The organism is Sphingomonas sp. Sphisp66, assembly GCF_047324325.1.
Lineage (GTDB): Bacteria > Pseudomonadota > Alphaproteobacteria > Sphingomonadales > Sphingomonadaceae > Sphingomonas.
Genome location: NZ_CP168508.1, coordinates 3104097 through 3123894 on the forward strand (window position 1 = coordinate 3104097; position 19798 = coordinate 3123894).

Genomic DNA, 19798 nt, shown 5'->3' on the forward strand with positions numbered 1-19798 from the left:
TCAACCGCGATAGAGTTGGGTCGCCAGGCCGCGGCAGCCCGGGTCGACCTCGAACAATGCGCCGCCCTGGGGCTCGTCCACCCCGTCGCTCGCCGATGTGACGAACATACGGTCGAGCGCCGGCCCGGCGAAGGTGCAGCTGGTGATCTGGCTCGCCGGCAGCGCGATGCTGCGCTCGCGCGCGCCCCCGGGCGAGAAGCGCGTCACGCAGCTGCCGCCCCAGCAGGCGACCCACAGACAGCCCTCGGCATCGAAGGTCATGCCGTCGGGATTGCCCCATTCGGGCTCGAACGCGATGAACGGCGTGCGCGGCCCCAGCGAGCCGTTGTCGTTGATGTCGAAGCGGAAGATCGTGGCCAGCGCGGTGTCGGTATGGAGCAGGAAGCTGCCGTCCGCCGCGATCGCCGGGCCGTTGGCGATCGTATAGGGACCATCGACCCGCGTCGCGGTGCCGTCGGTGTCGAGCCGGTAGAAGCTGCCGGTCGGGTCCGCGCAGTTGATCGACATGGTGCCGGCCCAGATCCGGCCCTGCGGATCGGCCTTGGCGTCGTTGACCCGGTTGCCGAACCGGTCCGGCTCGGGCGCGGCGACTTCCCGGGTCACCCCGGTCTCGGGATCGAAGCGCATGAACCGGCGGCCGAGCCCGAGCACCAGTCCGCCCTTCTCGCGCTCGACTGCCCAGCCGAGATATTCGTCGAACTCCCAGCTGCGCACCACCCCGCTGTCGAGCGACAGCCGGTTGAGCCGATGCGAGAGGATGTCGGTCCAGTAGAGCGCATTGTCGCGGGCCGACCAGAGCGGCCCCTCGCCCAGCCGGTCGCGCCGGTCGCGCTCGACGATGCGGAGGAGCGACATCAGTGGCTGTCCCGGGGCACGCCGTATTTCTGCGCGATGCGCTGGTACTTCACGGCATTCTCGAACACCGCGCCGCCATCGAACTGGCCGACCAGGTCGCGGTGGATCTCCTGCCAGGGCGTCTGCGCCTCGGGCACATAGTCGATCGCCAGCGCGGCGCGGCGGGCGGCCAGTTCGGCGTCATCGACCAGCATGTCGGCGGTGCGGTTCTTCAGGTCGATGCGGATGCGGTCGCCGGTCTTCACCAGCGCGAGCCCGCCGCCCACCGCGGCCTCAGGCGCGGCGTTGAGGATCGAAGGGCTACCCGACGTGCCCGACTGGCGCCCATCGCCCAGGCAGGGCAGCGCATGCACGCCGGCGCGGATCAGCGCCACCGGCGGGCGCATGTTGACCACCTCGGCGCCGCCCGGATAGCCAACCGGGCCCGCCCCGCGCATGATCAGGATCGAATGATCGTCGGCACCCAGCGCCGGATCGTCGATGCGCCGGTGATAATCCTCCGGCCCGTCGAACACGATTGCGGTGCCCTCGAACGCATCGGGATTCTCGGGGTCGGACAGATAGCGGTTGCGGAACTCGTCCGAGAGCACGCTCAGCTTCATCACCGCATTGTCGAACAGATTGCCCGAAAGCACGGTCAGGCCGGCTGCTTCCTTAAGCGGCGCCTCGAGCGGGTAGATCACATCGGGGTCGCTCGCGGTGGCGGTGGCGATATTCTCTTCCACCGTCTTGCCGTTGGTGGTCAGTGCGCTGCCGTCGAGCATTCCGGCGCGGAACAGCTGCCCCATCACGGCGGGTACGCCGCCGGCGCGGTAGAAATCCTCGCCCAGATACTTCCCCGCCGGCTGCAAATTCACCACCAGCGGCACGTCGGCGCCATGCGCCTCCCAGTCCTCAAGCGTCAGCTCGACGCCGATATGGCGGGCAATGGCGTTCAGGTGGATCGGCGCATTGGTCGATCCGCCGATCGCCGAGTTGACGCGGATCGCGTTGAGGAACGCTTCGCGGGTGAGGATGTCGGAGGGCTTGCGATCGGCATGCACCATTTCGACGATCTGCACGCCGGTGTGATAGGCGCATTCGGCGCGGTCGCGATACGGCGCGGGGATCGCCGCCGAGCCCGGCAGCGACATGCCGAGCGCCTCGGTCAGCGAGTTCATCGTCGTCGCGGTGCCCATGGTGTTGCACCAGCCGGTCGATGGCGCCGAGCTGGCGACCAGCTCGATGAAGCCCTTGTAATCGATCTCGCCGGCCGCGAGCATCTCGCGCGCCTTCCACACGATCGTGCCCGATCCGGTACGCTCGCCCTTGAACCAGCCGTTGAGCATTGGCCCCACAGAGAGCGCGATCGCCGGAATGTTCACCGTCGCCGCCGCCATCAGGCAGGCCGGCGTGGTCTTGTCGCAGCCGATGGTCATGACGACGCCGTCCATCGGATAGCCGAAGATCGCCTCGACCAGGCTCAGATACTGGAGATTGCGATCGAGCCCCGCGGTCGGGCGCTTGCCGGTCTCCTGGATCGGGTGGGTCGGGAACTCCAGCGCGATGCCGCCCGCATCACGAATGCCCTCGCGCACGCGCTTCGCCAGCTCGAGGTGATGGCGGTTGCACGGGGTCAGGTCGCTGCCGGTCTGGGCGATGCCGATGATCGGGCGGCCCGACTGCAGCTCCTCCAGGCTGATGCCGAAGTTGAGGTAGCGCTCTACGTACAGCGCTGTCATGTCGGGGTTGGAGGGGTCGTCGAACCAGGCGCGCGACCGCAAATTGGTGCGCTTCGCTTCGACTCCACCGGCCCCGGCCATATACTACCCTCTTCCCAAATCAGCCGTCGTCGCTCGGCTCGTTCAAATGCGTGTCGCACTTGATAGAGTGGTTCGCCGCGGATAGGAAGCATATATATCGTATAAAAGGGAGTTAAGGGTGCACCGCTTTCGCCTAGGCCTGGTCGGCATCGGAAAAATCGCGCGTGATCAGCATCTTCCGGCCATTTCCGGGAATGATCGCTTCGAGCTGGCGGCGATCGCCAGCCGCCACGGCCGGGTCGATGGCGTGCCCAATTATCCCGACACCGCGGCGATGATCGCCGGCACCGAGCTCGATGCCGTCTCCTTCTGCACCCCGCCCGAGGGCCGCCACGACCTTGCCCGTATCGCCATCGCCGCCGGCAAGCACGTGATGTTGGAAAAGCCGCCGGCCGCGACACTCTCGGAGATCGAGGCGCTGGCCGAGTTCGCCCGCGAGAAGGACGTAACGCTGTTCACCAGCTGGCATTCGCGCGAGGCAGCTGGTGTCGGCCCGGCGCGCGCCTGGCTGTCGCGCCGCGAGATCAAAGCGGTGCGGATCGACTGGCGCGAGGACATCCGCCGCTGGCATCCGGGCCAGGAATGGATCCTCGCGCCCGGCGGCTTCGGCGTGTTCGATCCGGGCATCAACGCCCTGTCGATCGCCACGGCGATCCTCCCCGCCCCGCTGTTCGTCGAGGCTGCGACGATGGACGTACCGATGGGCCGCGCCGGCCCGCTCGCCGCCGAGCTGCAGCTGCGCTGCGGCGATGCGAAGGGCCGCGCCTCGTTCGACTTCCTCCAGACCGGCCCGCAGACCTGGGACATCGAAGTCGACACCGATGCCGGCACGCTGCGCCTGTCGCTCGGCGGCAGCGTGCTCCAGCTGCCGGGTGAGGCCGAATGCACCGAGGCGGACCAGGAATATCCGCGCCTCTATGCCCGCTTCGCCGAGTTCATCGCCAACGGCACCAGCGAAGTCGACGTCCGCCCGATGCGGCTCGTCGCCGACGCCTTCCTCCTCGCCGAACGCCGTGAGACCGAGCCGTTCAGCTTCTAGAGCGAACCAATCGTCATCCCGGCGAAAGCCGGGATCTCGTGCGGCTCCTTCCCCGCGTCCTCTCCTGAGATCCCGACTTTCGTCGGGATGACGGAAGGGCCAGGCCGGGTTGCAATGTAGGATTTCGCCTGCTTGGCTCACGTGGTCGGGCTCGTCACCCGACCGCTCTTTCAAACCGTAGGAACAATAGGATCCCGCCCACGCAAGAATCTTGCGAGATGCGGCGCGTCTGCGGGAACTGTGTCAACTTTGGCGCCGGGAAAACCCGCTTTGGGCGTGTACTTCGTGTCCTTTAGCGAGTCGCCCGGGCGCCAGGCGTAGGAACAACAAAAAGGCCCCGGCAAAGCGCCGGGGCCTGAGTGTGGAGCCGACGGAGAGGCTCGGTCCGGTATCGGGGATCAGCGCTCGATCTGGGGGACGCGGATGCCGTCCTCGCTCACTTCGATCGGCACCAGGCCGAAGTGGCGGCGCCAGGGCGCGGTCGTGTCGTTGCCGAACAGCGTGTACCAGAAATGGCCCTGGGCATCGCGGAAGGCAGTGCCGTGCCCGCCATGCGGTACGGCGAGCCGGCGCTTGCTGTACGGCCCCATCAGCGACTTCGACGTGCCGTACATCATGTCGTACGTCCCGTCGGTGCGCAGCGGCCCGTTCCACTCGGCGCCGGTGAGGAAATAGGTGCCCTTCACCTTGATCAGGCCGTTGCCCTCATAGCCGACATTCTCGCCGTCCGTGTCGACCAGGCGCTTCACCTCGCCCTCGAACCCGTCGCGCTTCGCGTTGAGCTTGCCGATCCGCCCGCCGCCCCAGAGCAGGTAGAAGCCGCTCTCGTCCTCGAACGGGAAGGCGTCGATGCCCTCCACGGCGTAGCTGGCACGGGTGTTGACATAGGGCCCGATCGCCTTGCCGCTGGTCGATCGGAACAGCCAGGACTTGCCCCCTACCCCGCGCTCCATCACCGAGAAGGCGAGGTAATAGGTCTTGTCCCGGGCCGACCAGTGGATCTCCGGCGCCCAGAGCTCGGCGACGTTCTTGAAGTCATAGCCAAGGCCCTTCCAGTCGAAGATCATCTTCTTCTGCGAGACCCAGGTCTTGAGGTCGGTCGAGCGATAGAGGTTCACCCCGCCGTCCGGATATTGGAAGCCGAAGCCCTTTTGCGTGCCGACCAGATAATAGGCACCGTCCCCGCCCATCGTGACCGAGGGGTCGCGCATCATCTCGTCGGTCACCAGCGCCTGGCGATCGGCGACCGCGCTGTTCTCGGTCAGCACCGAGGCCGCCTGGCGGATGCGGCCATCCTCGGCGCGCTCCAGGGGCACGAGGCCGATCTGCTCGCAGAACATCGCGAAATCGTCCTCGCAGCGCGGATTGTAGCTGGCGACCAGCTTGCCATCCCGCGTGCGGATCACGTTGCTCTGCCCGGCATGCGGCACGGCGAGCATGCGTTTGCTGAACGGGCCATAGGGAGAAGGGCCGGTCGCCATGTAGAGGTCGTCGGTGGCGGTGCGCATCCGGCCGGTCACTTCGCTGGCGGTGATCACATATTGGTCGCCGTCCCGGAACATCGAGGCGCCGGCCTTGCCGATGCGCAGCCGCACGGGCCAGTCCTTGCCCGCCGGCGGATCGACCTTGAACAGCGCCGGATCGGGCTTGAGGAAGCGCGATGCCTCGGCAAGCTTCGAGAAGTCGGGGGCGATCCTGGCGATATGGCCGCCGCCCCAGAGCAGGTAATTGGCGCCATCCTCGTCGATGAACGACGAGACGTCGGCCACGTCCGGCACCAGGCACGGGCTCTCGGCAAACCCGCCCTTGAGGTTGGCGAGCGAGCCGCGGGCGATGTGCGCACAGCCATTGTCGTCGGCAAAGGCGAGCTGGACGAGATCACCGCGGATCTGGATGTCCGGCGCGACATAGCGGTGACCGGCACCATGGACGACGCCGAGCGCGGTCCAGTGCTTGCCGTCATCGGGCGAGGACCAGAGCTGGATGCCGTCGCGCCGCCCGTCGCGGATCACCGTGCCGGTGACGAACCAGCGCCCGTCAGCGGCCTGCGCGACCGAGGCGTCGGTGATCGCGTGGGCATTGAAGAACGACCGCACCGGCATCGCGTCGGGCGCCGGCATCACCGTCGCGTTGCGGTCCTGCGAAGGGTGATCGAGGAAGATGTCGTCGGCGGGCGGCCGCGCCGCGGGCGCCGCCTGCTGGGCAAGTGCCTGTGCCGGGATCAGCGAAGTGGCGGCCAGCGCCGCGGCCAGAAGATGCTTCACGCTTGCTTCCTCATGGGTGTTCGAACGTGGGGCGGCGCCGCTCGGGAAAGGCCTTCCCTCGCGACGCCGCCCATTGCCGGTTATGCGGCTCAGAGCCGGAAGCGGACGCCCAGGCGGTAGACGCTCTCGAGGAAGCGCGTCTGCCACGGATAGACGTCGTCCGGGCTGTTATAGTCGAACTGGCGGCTGTTGGTCGCCGCGGTGCCCAGCAGGTTCGACACGCTGAAGTTGATCGCGATCTTGCTGGTGGGATTGAGCGTGGCGGAGAGGTCGAGCGTGCCACGGCCCTTCTCCTTCACCGGCAGCGTCGGCCCGAGCGCGTTGTTCAGCGCCGGGTCGGCGACCTGGCCATAGCTCACTACGAAGTCCGACCGGTAGTTGTACGCGGCGCGCAGCGACAGGAAGCGGTTCTCGTAGAAGATCGAGGCATTGGCGAGGTGCTTCGACACGCCGGAAAGCGGCTGCATCCCGGGCAAGGTCTTCGCCAGCGTCGGCGCCAGCTCCGACTTGTGGTCGAGATAGGTATAGTTCGCCAGCACGCCGAAATCGCGCGTCCACTTCGGCAGCCAGGGCGCCCGGAAGAAGGTACGGAAGCCCGCCTCGATGCCGCGAATGTGCCCCTTGCCCCCATTTTCCGGGCGGGTGATGTTCAGGCGGCCATAGGTCGGGTCGATGACTTGCGTGGTGGTGCTGTTGATGAAGCCGGTCAGGTCGCGGTGGAACGCACCCAGCGTGATCGAGCCGTCGCGGGTGAAGTAATATTCCCACGACGCGTCATAGTTGGTCGATTCGATCGGCTTCAGGTCCGGATTGCCGCCCGACGCGGTGCGAAGGCAATCGGCGCTGGTCGGCTCGGTAGCGCAGATCGTCGAGGGTGCACCGACGGTGACTGAAGGGTTGAGGCTACCGAAGCCGGGGCGCGTGCGGGTCTTGGTAAAGGCGACACGAAGCTGCAGTTCGCGCGAGAATTTCAGGCGCGCGCTGACGTTGGGCAGGAAGTCGGTGTAGCTGTTGTCGCGTGCAATCGGCGCGTTGGTCGTCACGCCCGCCGTCGTCACCGTGGCGGTACCGTTGATCTGGTCCTCGGTACGAACGGCGCGCAAACCGATGAGGCCGTCGACCGGCACCCCGATGTCGAAGGCGCAGCGCGCCTGGACATAGCCTGCATAGGCTTTCTCATTGCCGGTGTAGGTCGGCGCGTTCCAGCCCGGGCGGCCCTTGGTCAGGCCGGTGAGGGTACGCAGATAGTCGACCTGCGCGATGATGCTGTCGCGCGTCGGCGTCAGCCAGGAGCGGACGGTCTCCGCCTCGTCGCCGCGGAAGCCGCCCGGCACCGAGCTATATTCCAGCGGCAGCACCGAGAAGAACTGGTTGGCAGGCGCCGTGCCGGTACGCGTATAGGCGCGGGAATCGGCGTCCCGGCTGTTGAAGCGGATGCCGGCCTGAAGGTTGGTGATGCCCTCATCCCCCAGCGCATAGTCGAAGTCCAGCCGCGCCTGGATGTCGCGCCCATGCGTGCGCGTGCCCGAGTCCGTAAAGGTGGTCAGGCGATAGAGCGAAGGATTGAACAGGTCGAAATTGGTGAGCGTCACCACGCCGCCGCCGGCACCGGCGGGGGTGTCGAAGTTGAAGGTGCGCGTGGGCTGGGTGGTCAGCGTGTAATTGAAGTTCAGATTGTTCTGCGTGTAGGTCGAATCGGTCCACGCCACGTCGCCGGTGACCTTCAGCCGGTCCGCCTTCCACACGAAGCCGCCGCCGAACTGATAGGTGTCGGTGTTGGCGTCGATCGCATTCTGCTGCCCGGTCGGCAGCGCGCCCGCGGTCGCGGTCATGCTCTGCACCAGATTGGTGCCCGGGAAATAGGTGACGTTGGAGAGATTGGCCGCCACACCGCTGCCGATGGTGAGGTTGCGCCCCGAACCCCGGCCGCGGAACCCCTGGAACAGGCCGTCGAGATAGATCTCGAGATTGCTGCTGGGCCGCCACTGGTACGAGGCATGCGCCGACGGACGCCAGCGCTTGGCAGTGGCATAGTCGATGTTGACGAACGACGGGTAGCGGATCGGCGCGGCGACCGAGCCCGGCGTGGTGGTGCGATACAGGATCGACTGGCTGACGTTGCGCGAGGAATCGAGGAAGTTGACGTCGGCATAGGAGCCTTCGATCAGCAGGCCCATCTCGCCCAGACCGGTGTTCCAGCGCTGGCTGACCAGCAGGTTCGCGTCGAGCCCGAGCTTCTGCGACTGGTACCAGTGCACGCCCGTGACGCTGCCGGCGATGCGGCCGGTCTTGAAGTCGAACGGCATGCGCGAGCGTACGTCGATCAGGCCGGCGATGCCCGGCTCGATCAGATTGGCGCTGGCCGACTTGTAGACGTCGATCCGTGCAATGCTCGCCGACGGGAAGTCCTGGAGCGCCACGGCGCGGCCCTCGGCGGTGAAGATCTCGCGGCCATTGTAAGTGGTGGTGAGGTCCGGCAGACCACGCAACCGGGTGCCCGAAGCCTCGCCCTGCGCACGATCGACCTGGATCCCGGTGATGCGCGCGAGCGATTCCGCCGCAGTCACGTCGGGAAGCTTGCCGATATCCTCGGCGACGACCGAATCGATCATCTGGTCGGAGTTCTGCTTGATCGCCGCAGCCGTCTCCAGGCTGCGACGGATGGCGGTGACCACGATCTCGCCCGATTCCCCGTTCTGCTGGGCCGGCACTGCCCCCGGCGCTTCCTGCGATACAGCGATATTCGGAATGATCATCAAGCCCAGCGCCGAGGTGGTCGCGAGCAGAAAACGTGCCTGATTAGTCACTTAGCCTCCCCCATATATTCTTCTTCTTGAAACTTATCTATCGTAATTATCATACCACAAATCTTCTGACAAGCTGGCCCATTCCGGACCGATCGCCTGGACAGAAGTCCAATGAAGAGGTTGCGTTGGCTGGTCGGAGTCACCTGAAAGAGGTGACGTCCCCATCGCTTCCAGAAGCCACGCCCAAAGGCGCGAGGACATTGCGCGGGTACCAAACGGCAATGCCCCACTGCGCCGCACGTGAGGCACTCCGGCACCCGCGACGAAGAGCCCACCCTTGCCGCCTGACGAGCATGCCCCTCAAACAAGCTTTGCTTTCGTGATATGATAATTTGCTTGTGATCTTATAAATAGTATCGTTTGCTTATAGTGGGAAACGAGGGAGAGGATCGTGAAGGCAGCGATGACACGTCGCGGAATGTTGCTCGCCAGCGCGGCGGCAGTTGCCCTGCCCGGTGCCGCGTTCACCGCCACGCGCAAGCCGAACATCATCATGCTCTATGCCGACGATCTCGGCTATGGCGATCTGAGCTGCTACGGCTCGACCACGATCCGCACGCCGAACATCGATCGCCTAGCGGCGGGCGGCACGCGCTTCACCAACGCGCACTCCCCCTCGGCCACCTGCACGCCCTCGCGCTATGCGTTGCTGACCGGCGACTATGCCTGGCGCGCTTCGGGCATCCAGATCCTGCCGGGCGATGCACCGGCGCTGATCCGTCCGGGGAAATTCACCCTGCCGACCATGCTGCGCCAGACGGGCTACGCCACCGGACTCGTCGGCAAATGGCATCTCGGCCTTGGCGACGGCAAGGTCGACTGGAATGGCGAGATCGCCCCCAGCCCGCTCGACATCGGCTTCGACTATGGCTTCTTCATGCCGGCGACGCTCGACCGCGTGCCGACCGTGCTGATCGAGAACCGGCGCGTGGTGAATCTCGACCCAGCCGATCCGATCCAGGTCAATTACCACGAAAAGATCGGCGACGAGCCCACCGGCTTCGATCACCCCGAAATGCTCAAGTTCGGCGCCGATCCCGAGCATTCGAACACGATCGTCAACGGCATCAGCCGCATCGGCTACATGACCGGCGGCAAACGGGCGCGCTGGAAGGACGAGGAACTGAGCGACGTGCTGCTCGGCAAGGCGATCGACTTCATGGCGGCGCGGAAGGACAAGCCCTTCTTCCTCTATTACGCCGTCAACGAGCCGCACGTGCCGCGGGCGCCGCATCCCCGCTTCGTCGGCAAGTCCGGCATGGGCCCGCGCGGCGACGCGATCGTCCAGCTCGACTGGACGGTGGGCGAGCTGCTCCGCAGCCTCGACAAGCTGGGCATCGCCAACGACACGATGATCCTCTTCAGCAGCGACAATGGCCCGATCCTGTTCGACGGCTATCAGGATCAGGCGGTCGAGCGCGCCGGCAAGCACCGCCCCGCCGGACCGTTCAGCAGCGGCAAGTACAGCATCTATGAAGGCGGCACGCGGGTGCCGATGATCAGCTGGTGGCCGGGACATGTGCGGGCCGGCCATGTATCGAGCGCGCTCGTCGACCATGTCGACCTGACCGCCTCGCTCGCCAGGCTGGTCGGCGGATCGATGCCGCAGGATTCCGCAGTCGACAGCTTCGACATGCTGGCGCCGCTGCTCGGCGAGACCGATCGCGGCCGGGATCATGTGATCGAGGATACCAAGCTGATGGTCACCACCGGCGCCAAGGTGGCGAGCAGCGGCGCGCGTATCCTGGCAATCCGGGCGGGCGACTGGAAGCTGATCCGCGCCAGCGTCGAGCCGCACGAATTCCATGGCAATGCGATCGGCACGCTGCCCCGCCACCAGCTCTACAATCTGGCGCAGGATCCGGGCGAGCGGGTGGACCTCGCGACGAAGGAACCGCGGCGCACCGCGCGCATGGCCGCCTGGCTCGACAGGATCGAACGCACGGGCCGCAGCCGGCCCTGAGCGAACGCAAGACCGGCAAAGTTGATACAGGGAGAGAGATACGATGCGGAAGCTTCTGGCAGCGGGTGCCGCTGCGCTGCTGAGCCTGCCCGGCGGGGCGCTGGCCCAGGGTGCGCTCGGTGCCAATTACAACGAGCATTTCGAGGACATCGACTATCGCGACCTCGACAAGGCCGACGCCCGGTGGCTGCGCCTGTTCGTGCCGATGCCGCAGCTCGACCGGGGTGCCGCCGAGCACGGCGCGGTGCGCGCGGTACTCGATGCCGGGCAGCATGGCCGCAAGACCATCCTGTCGCTCAAATGGCCCTATATGCGTGGCGACTTCCCCAGAGCGGGCACACCCGAGTTCGAACGCGAGATCGCGCGCCTCGACGCGCTGCTGCCGCTCGTGATGGGCAAGATCGACATCCTGGTGATCGGCAACGAGCCCTATATCGAGAGCCGCGAGCAGGATCGCGACCTCGACCTCAACGCCTTTTACGAAGCCATGGCGGCACATGTGATCGCCTGGCGCACAGCCCACTGCGCGAGCGGCTGCAGGACAAGGCTCTATATGGGCTCGCTCACCCGGCTCGACCTGGCGAAGAACCGCACCCAGTCGGTCGAGCGCTGGCTCGAATATGTGAAGGCGACGCCAGAGATCGACGGCGTCGACATCCATCCGCACCTGCCGGCGATCGAGGCGGCGAGGCCCTTCCTCGACTATATCCTGCCGCGCATGCGTCCCGAGCAGAAGTTCCTGGTGACCGAGTTCTCGCTGGTCTGGTGGTGGCAGGCCAATATGCAGAAGCCGGTCCCGCCGGCCTTTGCCGACAAGTACCAGGCGCCGCGCAACGCGCAGAACTGGCAGATCATCAAGGCCGCGCTGGAGACACCCTTCCCCAGGCAGCAATGGGACGACTTCCTGTCGATGAGCCCGTGGTTCGAGGGGCGGAAGCATTATCTGCGCAACCAGGTGAAGATGTTCCGCGACACCGGCCGCCTTGCCGTCGCCACCTATGGCTTCAAGCAGGGCAGCTCGATGTCGGCGGACTTCGGGCCGCAGAAGACGCCCTGGCTGCTCAACAGCGTGTTCGCCCCGCGCACGATCAAGCCGAATGCCGATGGCAGCGCACAACCCAATTATGCCTGGATCGACGACTTCAAGGCGCTCCAGAAGTAACCAGCTCGGGCGGAGGGAATGAGGTGCGCCCCTCCGCCCACCCTGGATTTCTCCACCTTGCAACAAACCGAAATTCCCGCGTGAGACCGCTTCCCGAAAGCAGCCGCTGAGCTTTCACGGGGGATTTGATGCGAGGTTCGAAACCCGGCGCGGTGCGCGCCCTTCTGTTCGGCGCGGCGCTGACCATGGCGGCGCCGGCCTTCGCTCAGATGGGGCCGGGCGGCGGTGGCGGCGGCTTTCCGGGCGGTGGCGGCGGAGGCCCGGGCGGGCATGGCCGCGGCGGCCCTCCCGGTGGTCCGGGCGGCCCGGGTGGCGGGCGCCCGAAGATGATGAAGCCGGTCAAGCGCGAGAAGCTCGACAAGGTGACTACCGAGATGTTCCGCATCGCCGACAAGAATGGCGACGGGCTGGTCACCTTCGAGGAGCTCAAGTCGGTGATCGACACGCGCCGCGACGCGCGGATCAAGGCACGGTTCGAGCGGATCGACAGCGACCACAATGGCAGCATCAGCGCCGCCGAGTTCTTCGCCTGGCAGCACGATATGGGATCGGTCGCGTCGTCCGAGCACCAGCCGGTTGCCGAGATCGGCGGGCCGGTCTCCGAGAGCATCGCGCCGGACCTGGACGAGGACGACATGGCGCTGCGCCGGCTGATCGAGCCGCTCAACGCGATGGTGATCGTCAATGCCAATACCAATTACGACAATGGCGTCTCGCTCGACGAGCTGCTCGCCTATGAGCGCAAGAAGTTCGACGCGGCCGATGCCGATCATGACGGCATGCTGACCATGGAGGAGCTGCGCGCCCTCGAGCCGCGCGACCGCGGGCCCGGTGGTCCGGGTGGGCCTGGTGGCCCGATGGGACGTCCTCCACGCGACGAAGACTGACGTCATGCCCCATTGCCGGAACATGCTGCTCGCAGGCGCAGCCCTGGTGGCGCTTGCCCCGGCGGCGCACGCCCAGGACAAGCCTGCGCCCAAGCCGCAGGAGGACGAGATCGTCGTCACCGGCAAGGCGCCGCCGGGATCGGTGATCGGCGACATCCCGCCGGAGAATCGTCTCGGCCCGGCCGATATCGCCGCGTACGGCGTCGGCACGGTGAGCGAGCTGCTCGACGCGATCGCCGAGCAGACCGCGAGCGCGCAGGGTCGCGAGGACGAGGGCCCGGTGGTGCTGGTCAACGGCAAGCGCATCTCGGGCATCAACGAAGTATCCGACCTGCCGACGGAATCGATCGTCCGCGCCGACATCCTGCCCGAGGAAGTCGCGCTGAAGTACGGCTATGACGCGCAGCGCAAGGTGGTGAACATCATCCTGCGCCGGCGCTTCGAAGGGCGTGTCGCCAACCTTGCCGGTGGGTTCGCCACCGAGGGTCAGGGCGAGAACGAGAGCGGCGACTTTACTTATACCCGCATCCGCGACAATGACCGGGTGAACATCGCCGCGCGGGCGAAGTCGAGCGCGTCGCTGCTCGAGAGCGAGCGCGACCTGGTGCCGGCAACCACGGCCGGCGACGGCACCGACGACCAGAGCTATCGCACGCTCAAGCCGGCGACGCGGAGCTACGGGCTGAACGCCAATCTGGCCCATCAGCTGAGTGCCGGGACCAATCTCTCGGTGAACCTGCGGGGCGACTATTCGACCAGCGACGGGCTGAACGGCCTCCCGCTTGGCGCCACGACCTTCCTCTCGGACGATCCGCTGCGTCAGGACAGCCGCACCACGACCGTGGGTGGCGGGGTGACACTCAACCACGACCTGTCGAAGCGCTGGCGGCTGTCGGCGGTGGCGAGCTACAGCCATGCCGATACCCGTCGGGATACCGACCGCGCGGATGCGGGGCTGATCGGCACCGACCGGGCCAGCACGCTGACCGACACCGGCGATGCCAGCCTGCTGGTCAATGGCAAGCTGCTCGGCCTGCCCGCCGGCGATGCGGCAGTGAGCCTGAGATTGAGCAGCGATTTCAGCGCACTGAGCACCCGCAGCAGGCTGGGCGGCATGGCCACGTCCGGGGATAGCAGCCGGACCAACGCGGGCGGCCAGATCAGCCTCGACCTGCCGCTTGCCAGCCGTGCCAGGGGCGTGCTGCCCTTTCTCGGCAAGCTGACCGCCAACCTCAACGGCGGGATCACCCAGGTCTCCGACTATGGGACGCTCGGCACCTTCGGCTATGGGCTGAACTGGACCCCGGTGACCGGCCTCAGCCTGATCGCGGCGGTCAACGAGGACCGGGTGGCCCCCACCCTCGCCCAGCGCGGCGACGCGTTGGTGATCACCGACAATGTCCGCGCCTATGACTATGCCACCGGCCAGACGGTGACTGTCAGCCGGATCTCGGGCGGCAACCCGCTGCTCAAGGCCGATGACCGGCACGTGGTCAAGCTTGGGCTCACCGCCAAGCCCTGGACCAGGCTCAACCTGAGCTTCACCGCCAACTACAACAGCAGCCGTACCGAGAATGCGATCATCAGCATCGCCGATGGGTCCGCGGCGCTTGAGGAGGCTTTTCCCGAGCATTTCGAACGGGATGCCGCCAGCCAGCTGACCAGCATCGACACCCGCGCAGTCAATATCGCTCGCGAGGACCGCGAGCAGCTGCGCTGGGGCATCACCTTCACCCAGGTCCTGCGCGCGCCCAGGCGACCGACGCCCCCTCCGGGCTTCCGGCCGCCCTGGATGCGCGACCGGCCCGAGGGCGGACGGCCGAACGGGGAGACCCGCTACGACGGCCCGCCCTTGGGTCCCGATGTCGGGCGCCCGCCCGCCGAGGATGGCGATATCGTGGTCAATGGCCGCGAGCTGCGCGACCCCTCCGGCCCCGGCCGGCCGGGCGGTTTCGAGGGGCCGCCGGAGGGCTTCGGGCCGCCCCCGGGAGGGCCGCCGCCCGAGGGATTTGGGCCGCCTCCGGGCGGGTTCGGGCCGCCGCCGGGCGGCTTTCGTGGCGGGCCGATGGGCGGGGGCAGCGACAATGGCGCGCGGCTGCAATTCTCGCTCTATCACAGCGTCATCCTGAAGGATGAAATCGTGCTGCGCGAAGGACTTGCGCCGATCGACCTGATGGACGGCGGGACGCTGGGCGGCACCCCGCGGGCGCGGCACAATGTCCAGCTCAACACCGGGGTGATCGACAATGGGCTGGGCGTGCGCCTGTCGGGCAGCTGGAAGAGCGCGGCCGAGGTGACCGGCACCTCGCCGGCCGGCGACCTGCGCTTCGGGGCGCTGGCGACCCTCGAGCTGAGGGTGTTCGCCAATCTGGCCAACCGCTTCCACGGGCAGGGCTGGGCGCGCGGCACCAGGGTGAGCCTGTCGATCGCCAACCTGCTGGACACGCGGCAGAAAGTGACCGACGCCAGCGGGGCGACCCCGCTCGCCTATCAGGGGGCCTATCTCGATCCCGAGGGGCGGACCCTGCTGCTGTCGGCGCGGCGGATCTTCTAGCTGCCCGTATCGGGCGGGGCCGGAGCCGGGCCCGGGCTCCAGGACATTGCGGACACCAAAGGGCGCTAAGTTGGCGCCGGTCGACTGTCTGGACCCACATATTCACTCATGAGTGAATTAGTATTGCAAGCCCTTCGGCTTTGCGGCATCCTTCCCGCCATCGCGACGAAGAGCGCGTCTGGAGATGGATGTGGGAGGGACCCGAATGAACTATCGCCCGTTGCTGGCCGGCGCATCGGCGCTGGCCCTGGTCTGGAGCGGCGCGGCCGCGGCGCAGACCGTTGCCCCCGAACCGCAGGATGCCCCTGCACAAGCGAACACTTCGGACACGGAAGATGGCGAGATCGTCGTCACCGCGCAGCGCCGCAACGAGAATCTGATGACCACCGCGGTCTCCGCCTCGGTCCTTTCGGGCACCCAGCTGGACAACAAGGGCGTCGCCAATGTCGACGCGCTGCAGTTCGCGATGCCCAGCGTCGTCGTCAATAATTTCGGCCAGGGCAACGACTTCAACGTCCGCGGCATCGGCAAGGCCGAGCACAACACCCAGACCACCACGGGCGTGATCACCTATCGCGACGGGGTACCGACCTTCCCGGGCTATGTGCAGGGCGAGCCTTACTACGACATCGCCAACATCCAGGTCCTGAGGGGACCGCAAGGCACGATCGTCGGCCAGAACGCCACCGGCGGCGCGGTGTTCGTCAACACCAATGACCCGATCATCGGCGGCGGCATCCACGGCTATTTCAACCTGAACTATGGCAACTACAACGACGCCGGCTTCCAGGGCGCGGTCAACCTGCCGCTGAGCGACACCCTGGCCGCGCGCGTCGCGCTCTACGCCTCGCGCCGCGACACCTTCTACAACATCACCGGCCCGAACGGCGCGCCCTACCCGTTCGACAAGGGCAATGTCGGCATCATGGCCGGCCGCATCAGCTTCCTGTGGAAGCCGACCGACCGCCTGTCGATCCTGTGGAAGACGGATCTCGGCCATCTCGACATGGGCGCCTATCCGGCCACGCCCTTCTCGACCTATTTCGAGACGCTGCCCGGCACCTCGACGCCCAACCCGAACCACCGCGACCTGTTCGACGTGTCGTTCAACGCGCCCCAGGCGGCGCGCGACGAGTTCGTCCGCTCGACGCTGAAGGCCGAATATGAGCTGGGCGGTGGGATGAAGCTGCGCTCGGTCTCGAGCTATCAATGGGCGAACACCATGTACCGCGCGGACCTGGACGGCACCGCGACCGGCATCAGCACCTTCTATGACAGCGTCGACGAGCAGCAGGTGACCACCGAGCTCAACCTGATCTCGCCCGATACCGGCCGCGTCACCTGGCTGCTCGGCGCCTTCGGCCTGTGGAACGACTATTATTTCCGCAGGCCGTACCAGTTCATCATAGACACGGCCTATCCGTTCAACCTGCCGCAGTTCCAGTACAAGCTGCAGGGCACCAACCCGACCCGCTCGCTGGCCGCGTTCGGCCAGATCGGCTTCGCGATCACGCCGCGGCTGAAGATCGATGCGGGCATCCGCTACACCGCCAGCCAGTCGACCAACCATGTCGATGTGCAGCAGTACGGCACGTACATCCGGCAGGACCAGCAGGTGAAGTCGGACAACGTCTCGTACAAGGTCTCGCTGGGCTGGAAGGCGAGCGACACCCAGTATCTCTATGGCTTCGTCGCCACCGGCTTCCGCCCGGGCGGACTCAACGTACCGGTGGGCCTGGGCAATCCGGCGCCGTTCGAGCCGGAGGAAGTGACGTCCTACGAAGCCGGCTGGAAGGCGAACTGGGCGGGCGGCAAGGTCCGCACGACGATCACCGGCTTCTACAACGACTACAAGAACTTCCAGGTCATCATCGGCTATCCGACCTTCCCGACCTTCGGGATCGAGCTGAACGTGCCGAACAGCACCAAGATCTATGGCTTCGAAGCCGAGGCCGAGTTCCATTTCGGCAAGCTGCAGCTCGATGCCGGCGTCAACGTGCTGAAGAGCGAGCTGGGCACCTTCTATGCCAGCGATCCCCGGATCGCAGCCGCCGGCGCCTGCGATCCGCGCACCGGCAGCCCGACCAATGCGGCCAACTGCATCAACCTGAACGGCCGCCGCCAGACCTATGCGCCCAACCTGACCTTCAACCTGGGGGCGCAGTACGAGGTCGAGCTGGGCAATGGCGACAAGATCACCCCGCGGGCGAATTTCGGCCATGTCGGCGACCAGTGGGCGACGCTGTTCCAGAACGTGTCGCGCGGCGACCATCTCGAGGCGCGCAACATCCTGAACGCGCAGCTCGCCTATCAGCACAAGAGCTGGACCGTGACCCTGTACGGCACCAACCTGACCGACCAGCATTATCCGGCGGCGCTGAACTCCGGCCTCTACTTCGCGGGCCCGCCCCGCCAGTATGGCGTCAAGCTGCTCAAGACCTTCTGATCCCACCCTGGCCGCCGGCGCCTCTCCGGCGGCCTTTCCTTCTGTCGAAAGCGTCCCAGACTTCATGCAGCCCTTCGGCCTGACAGTAGACAAGTTCCTCGATCATGCCGCCAAGTGGTTCCAGGACTGCGAGGTCGTCGAGGCCGATGCGGGCACGGTCGTCAGGCGCTCGACCTATGCGGCGCTGCGCGAGCGGAGCAACCTTATGTCGGGCGCGCTGGCCGCGCTGGGGCTGCGCCAGGGCGAGGTGGTCGGCACGCTCGCCTGGAACACGATCCACCATTTCGAGATCTATTATGCGGCGATGGGCATGGGGCTGGTGTGCCACACGCTCAACCCGCGGCTGACCGCGGCGCATCTGGCGGCGATGGTGAACGAGGCGGAGAACCGGGTGCTGGCGGTGGCCGCCGACCTGGTGCCGCTCGCCGCCGAGCTGATCCCGCACTGCCCGACGATCGAGCATGTGATCGTTCTGGACGCACCGGCCGCGGATATCGGCACCCTCGGGTCGCACCGGGTGCAGGTCTGGCATCATGACGCCTTGCTGGAGGCGCATGGTGCCGCGGCCGCCTGGGGGGCGTTCGACGAGAACGCCCCCGCTGGCCTTTGCTATACCAGCGGCACGACGGGCAGCCCCAAGGGCGTCGTCTATACCCACCGCTCCAACTATCTCCACACGCTGCGCGCGCTGCAGGCCGACGCGGTGGCGATCACCGCGCGCGACACGTTGCTGCTCGGCGTGCCGATGTTCCACGCCAATGGCTGGGGCATGCCCTTCGCCGCCCCGGCAGCGGGGGCCAGGCTGGTGCTGCCCGGGCGGACGCTCGACGGGCCGAGCCTGGCGCGGCTGATCCGCGACGAAGGCGTGACTGTCGCTGTCGGCGTCCAGACCGTCTGGTTGACCCTGGCCGACCGGGCCGAGGCGAGCGGCGAGGCCTTCCCGACGCTGGAGCGGTTGCTGATCGGCGGATCGAGCTGCCCCGATGCACTGCTCCGCCGGCTGGAGGAGAAACTTGGCGCGCGGGTGCAGACGAGCTGGGGGATGACCGAGCTCTCGCCGGTCGGCGCGATCGCGCCAAGGGATCTGCCCGAGGATGCGGCGCCCGCTTCGGGGCGGCCGATCATGGGGCTGGACCTGAAGCTGACCGATGCGGAAGGCAACACGCTCGTGCCGCAGCGCAACGTGCTGGGGCACCTCAAGGTGAAGGGGCATAGCGTGATCGAGCGCTATTTCCGCGCCGAGGAAAGCGCGTTGGATGGCGAGGGCTATTTCGACACTGGCGACCTGGCGATGATCGACACCGCCGGCAACCTGACGATCTGCGGGCGCGCCAAGGACCTGATCAAGTCGGGCGGCGAGTGGATCAATCCCAACGAGATCGAGGCGATCGTCGGCACGCATCCGTCGGTGCGGCATGTCGCGGTGATCGCCCGGACCGACGATAAATGGGGCGAGCGGCCGGTGCTGATCGTCGAGAGCCAGGGCGAGGATCCGCGCGCGCTGCTCGAGATGCTGCGAGGCAAGGTCGCCGACTGGTGGATCCCGGGCGAGGTCGCCGAGGTGCCGGCGATGCCGCTGGCGGCTTCGGGGAAGATCGACAAGAAAAGGCTGCGGGAGGATTTCGCGGAGGGGCGGATCGCTGGGCGGAAGGTGGGGCGGTAGGTTCCCTCCACCCGTCACCCCGGCCTTGTTCCGGGGTCCACCGGGAGGCGAGCACTGGACAAGGGGCTCGCAGACAGGAATTGCGGCACAGTGGACCCCGGCACAAGGCCGGGGTGACGATGGGTGGTGCTGGCCCCTTCCCGTCATCCCGGCGAAAGCCGGGATCTCGTGCGGCTCCGTCCCCACGCCATCGCCTGAGATCCCGGCTTTCGCCGGGATGACGGTTATTGGGTGGAGTGACGGTTGCGTCGTACGCCACGCCTTGAGGCTGGATGGTGCGGTAGCCCCTCCCCTTTCCCCGGCGAAGGCCTGGGTCCAGTCCTTGAAATCACGCGCCTTGGCGCGTCTTCGCCGCG

11 protein-coding genes are annotated in these 19798 nt (G+C 66.8%); 7 read left to right on the forward strand and 4 right to left on the reverse strand.

The window, feature by feature from the left end; translation table 11 throughout:
• On the reverse strand, window positions 1–855 hold the full coding sequence (locus tag ACEN8G_RS14330) for an SMP-30/gluconolactonase/LRE family protein (protein WP_413415930.1): 855 nt from the start codon (window positions 853–855) through the stop codon (window positions 1–3).
• Window positions 855–2657: an IlvD/Edd family dehydratase gene (locus tag ACEN8G_RS14335; RefSeq protein WP_413415931.1), complete on the reverse strand. Its 1803-nt coding sequence runs from the start codon at window positions 2655–2657 to the stop codon at window positions 855–857. Before ACEN8G_RS14335 ends, ACEN8G_RS14330 begins: the two co-directional genes overlap by 1 nt.
• A gap of 118 nt (window positions 2658–2775) precedes the next feature.
• Between ACEN8G_RS14335 and ACEN8G_RS14340 the strand changes: the two genes are divergently transcribed.
• Complete coding sequence (locus tag ACEN8G_RS14340) at window positions 2776–3696, forward strand: Gfo/Idh/MocA family protein (RefSeq protein WP_413415932.1); 921 nt, start codon at window positions 2776–2778, stop codon at window positions 3694–3696.
• A gap of 398 nt (window positions 3697–4094) precedes the next feature.
• Here ACEN8G_RS14340 and ACEN8G_RS14345 read toward each other — a convergent pair whose 3' ends face one another.
• Window positions 4095–5960, reverse strand: a complete 1866-nt coding sequence (locus ACEN8G_RS14345) for a family 43 glycosylhydrolase (RefSeq protein WP_413415933.1) — start codon at window positions 5958–5960, stop codon at window positions 4095–4097.
• Between the two features lie 89 nt (window positions 5961–6049).
• A complete protein-coding gene (locus tag ACEN8G_RS14350; RefSeq protein WP_413415934.1) occupies window positions 6050–8767 on the reverse strand; it encodes a TonB-dependent receptor in 2718 nt (905 codons plus the stop codon).
• Between the two features lie 403 nt (window positions 8768–9170).
• Here ACEN8G_RS14350 and ACEN8G_RS14355 point away from each other — a divergent pair, with 403 nt between their 5' ends.
• From ACEN8G_RS14355 to ACEN8G_RS14380, 6 genes are all read left to right on the forward strand, one after another.
• Window positions 9171–10730, forward strand: coding sequence for a sulfatase family protein (locus tag ACEN8G_RS14355; RefSeq protein ID WP_413740595.1), 1560 nt, complete (start codon window positions 9171–9173; stop codon window positions 10728–10730).
• 43 nt (window positions 10731–10773) lie between these two features.
• Complete coding sequence (locus tag ACEN8G_RS14360; RefSeq protein ID WP_413415936.1) at window positions 10774–11892, forward strand: hypothetical protein; 1119 nt, start codon at window positions 10774–10776, stop codon at window positions 11890–11892.
• Window positions 11893–12020: 128 nt separating this feature from the next.
• Window positions 12021–12779 carry an EF-hand domain-containing protein gene (locus tag ACEN8G_RS14365; protein WP_413415937.1) on the forward strand — a complete coding sequence of 253 codons (759 nt, stop codon included), beginning with the start codon at window positions 12021–12023 and terminating at the stop codon, window positions 12777–12779.
• 22 nt (window positions 12780–12801) lie between these two features.
• Window positions 12802–15333, forward strand: a complete 2532-nt coding sequence (locus ACEN8G_RS14370) for a TonB-dependent receptor (RefSeq protein ID WP_413740596.1) — start codon at window positions 12802–12804, stop codon at window positions 15331–15333.
• Window positions 15334–15538: 205 nt separating this feature from the next.
• Window positions 15539–17779, forward strand: coding sequence for a TonB-dependent receptor (locus tag ACEN8G_RS14375; RefSeq protein ID WP_413415939.1), 2241 nt, complete (start codon window positions 15539–15541; stop codon window positions 17777–17779).
• A gap of 64 nt (window positions 17780–17843) precedes the next feature.
• A complete protein-coding gene (locus tag ACEN8G_RS14380; RefSeq protein WP_413415941.1) occupies window positions 17844–19442 on the forward strand; it encodes an AMP-binding protein in 1599 nt (532 codons plus the stop codon).
• The last annotated feature ends 356 nt before the right edge of the window (window positions 19443–19798 follow it).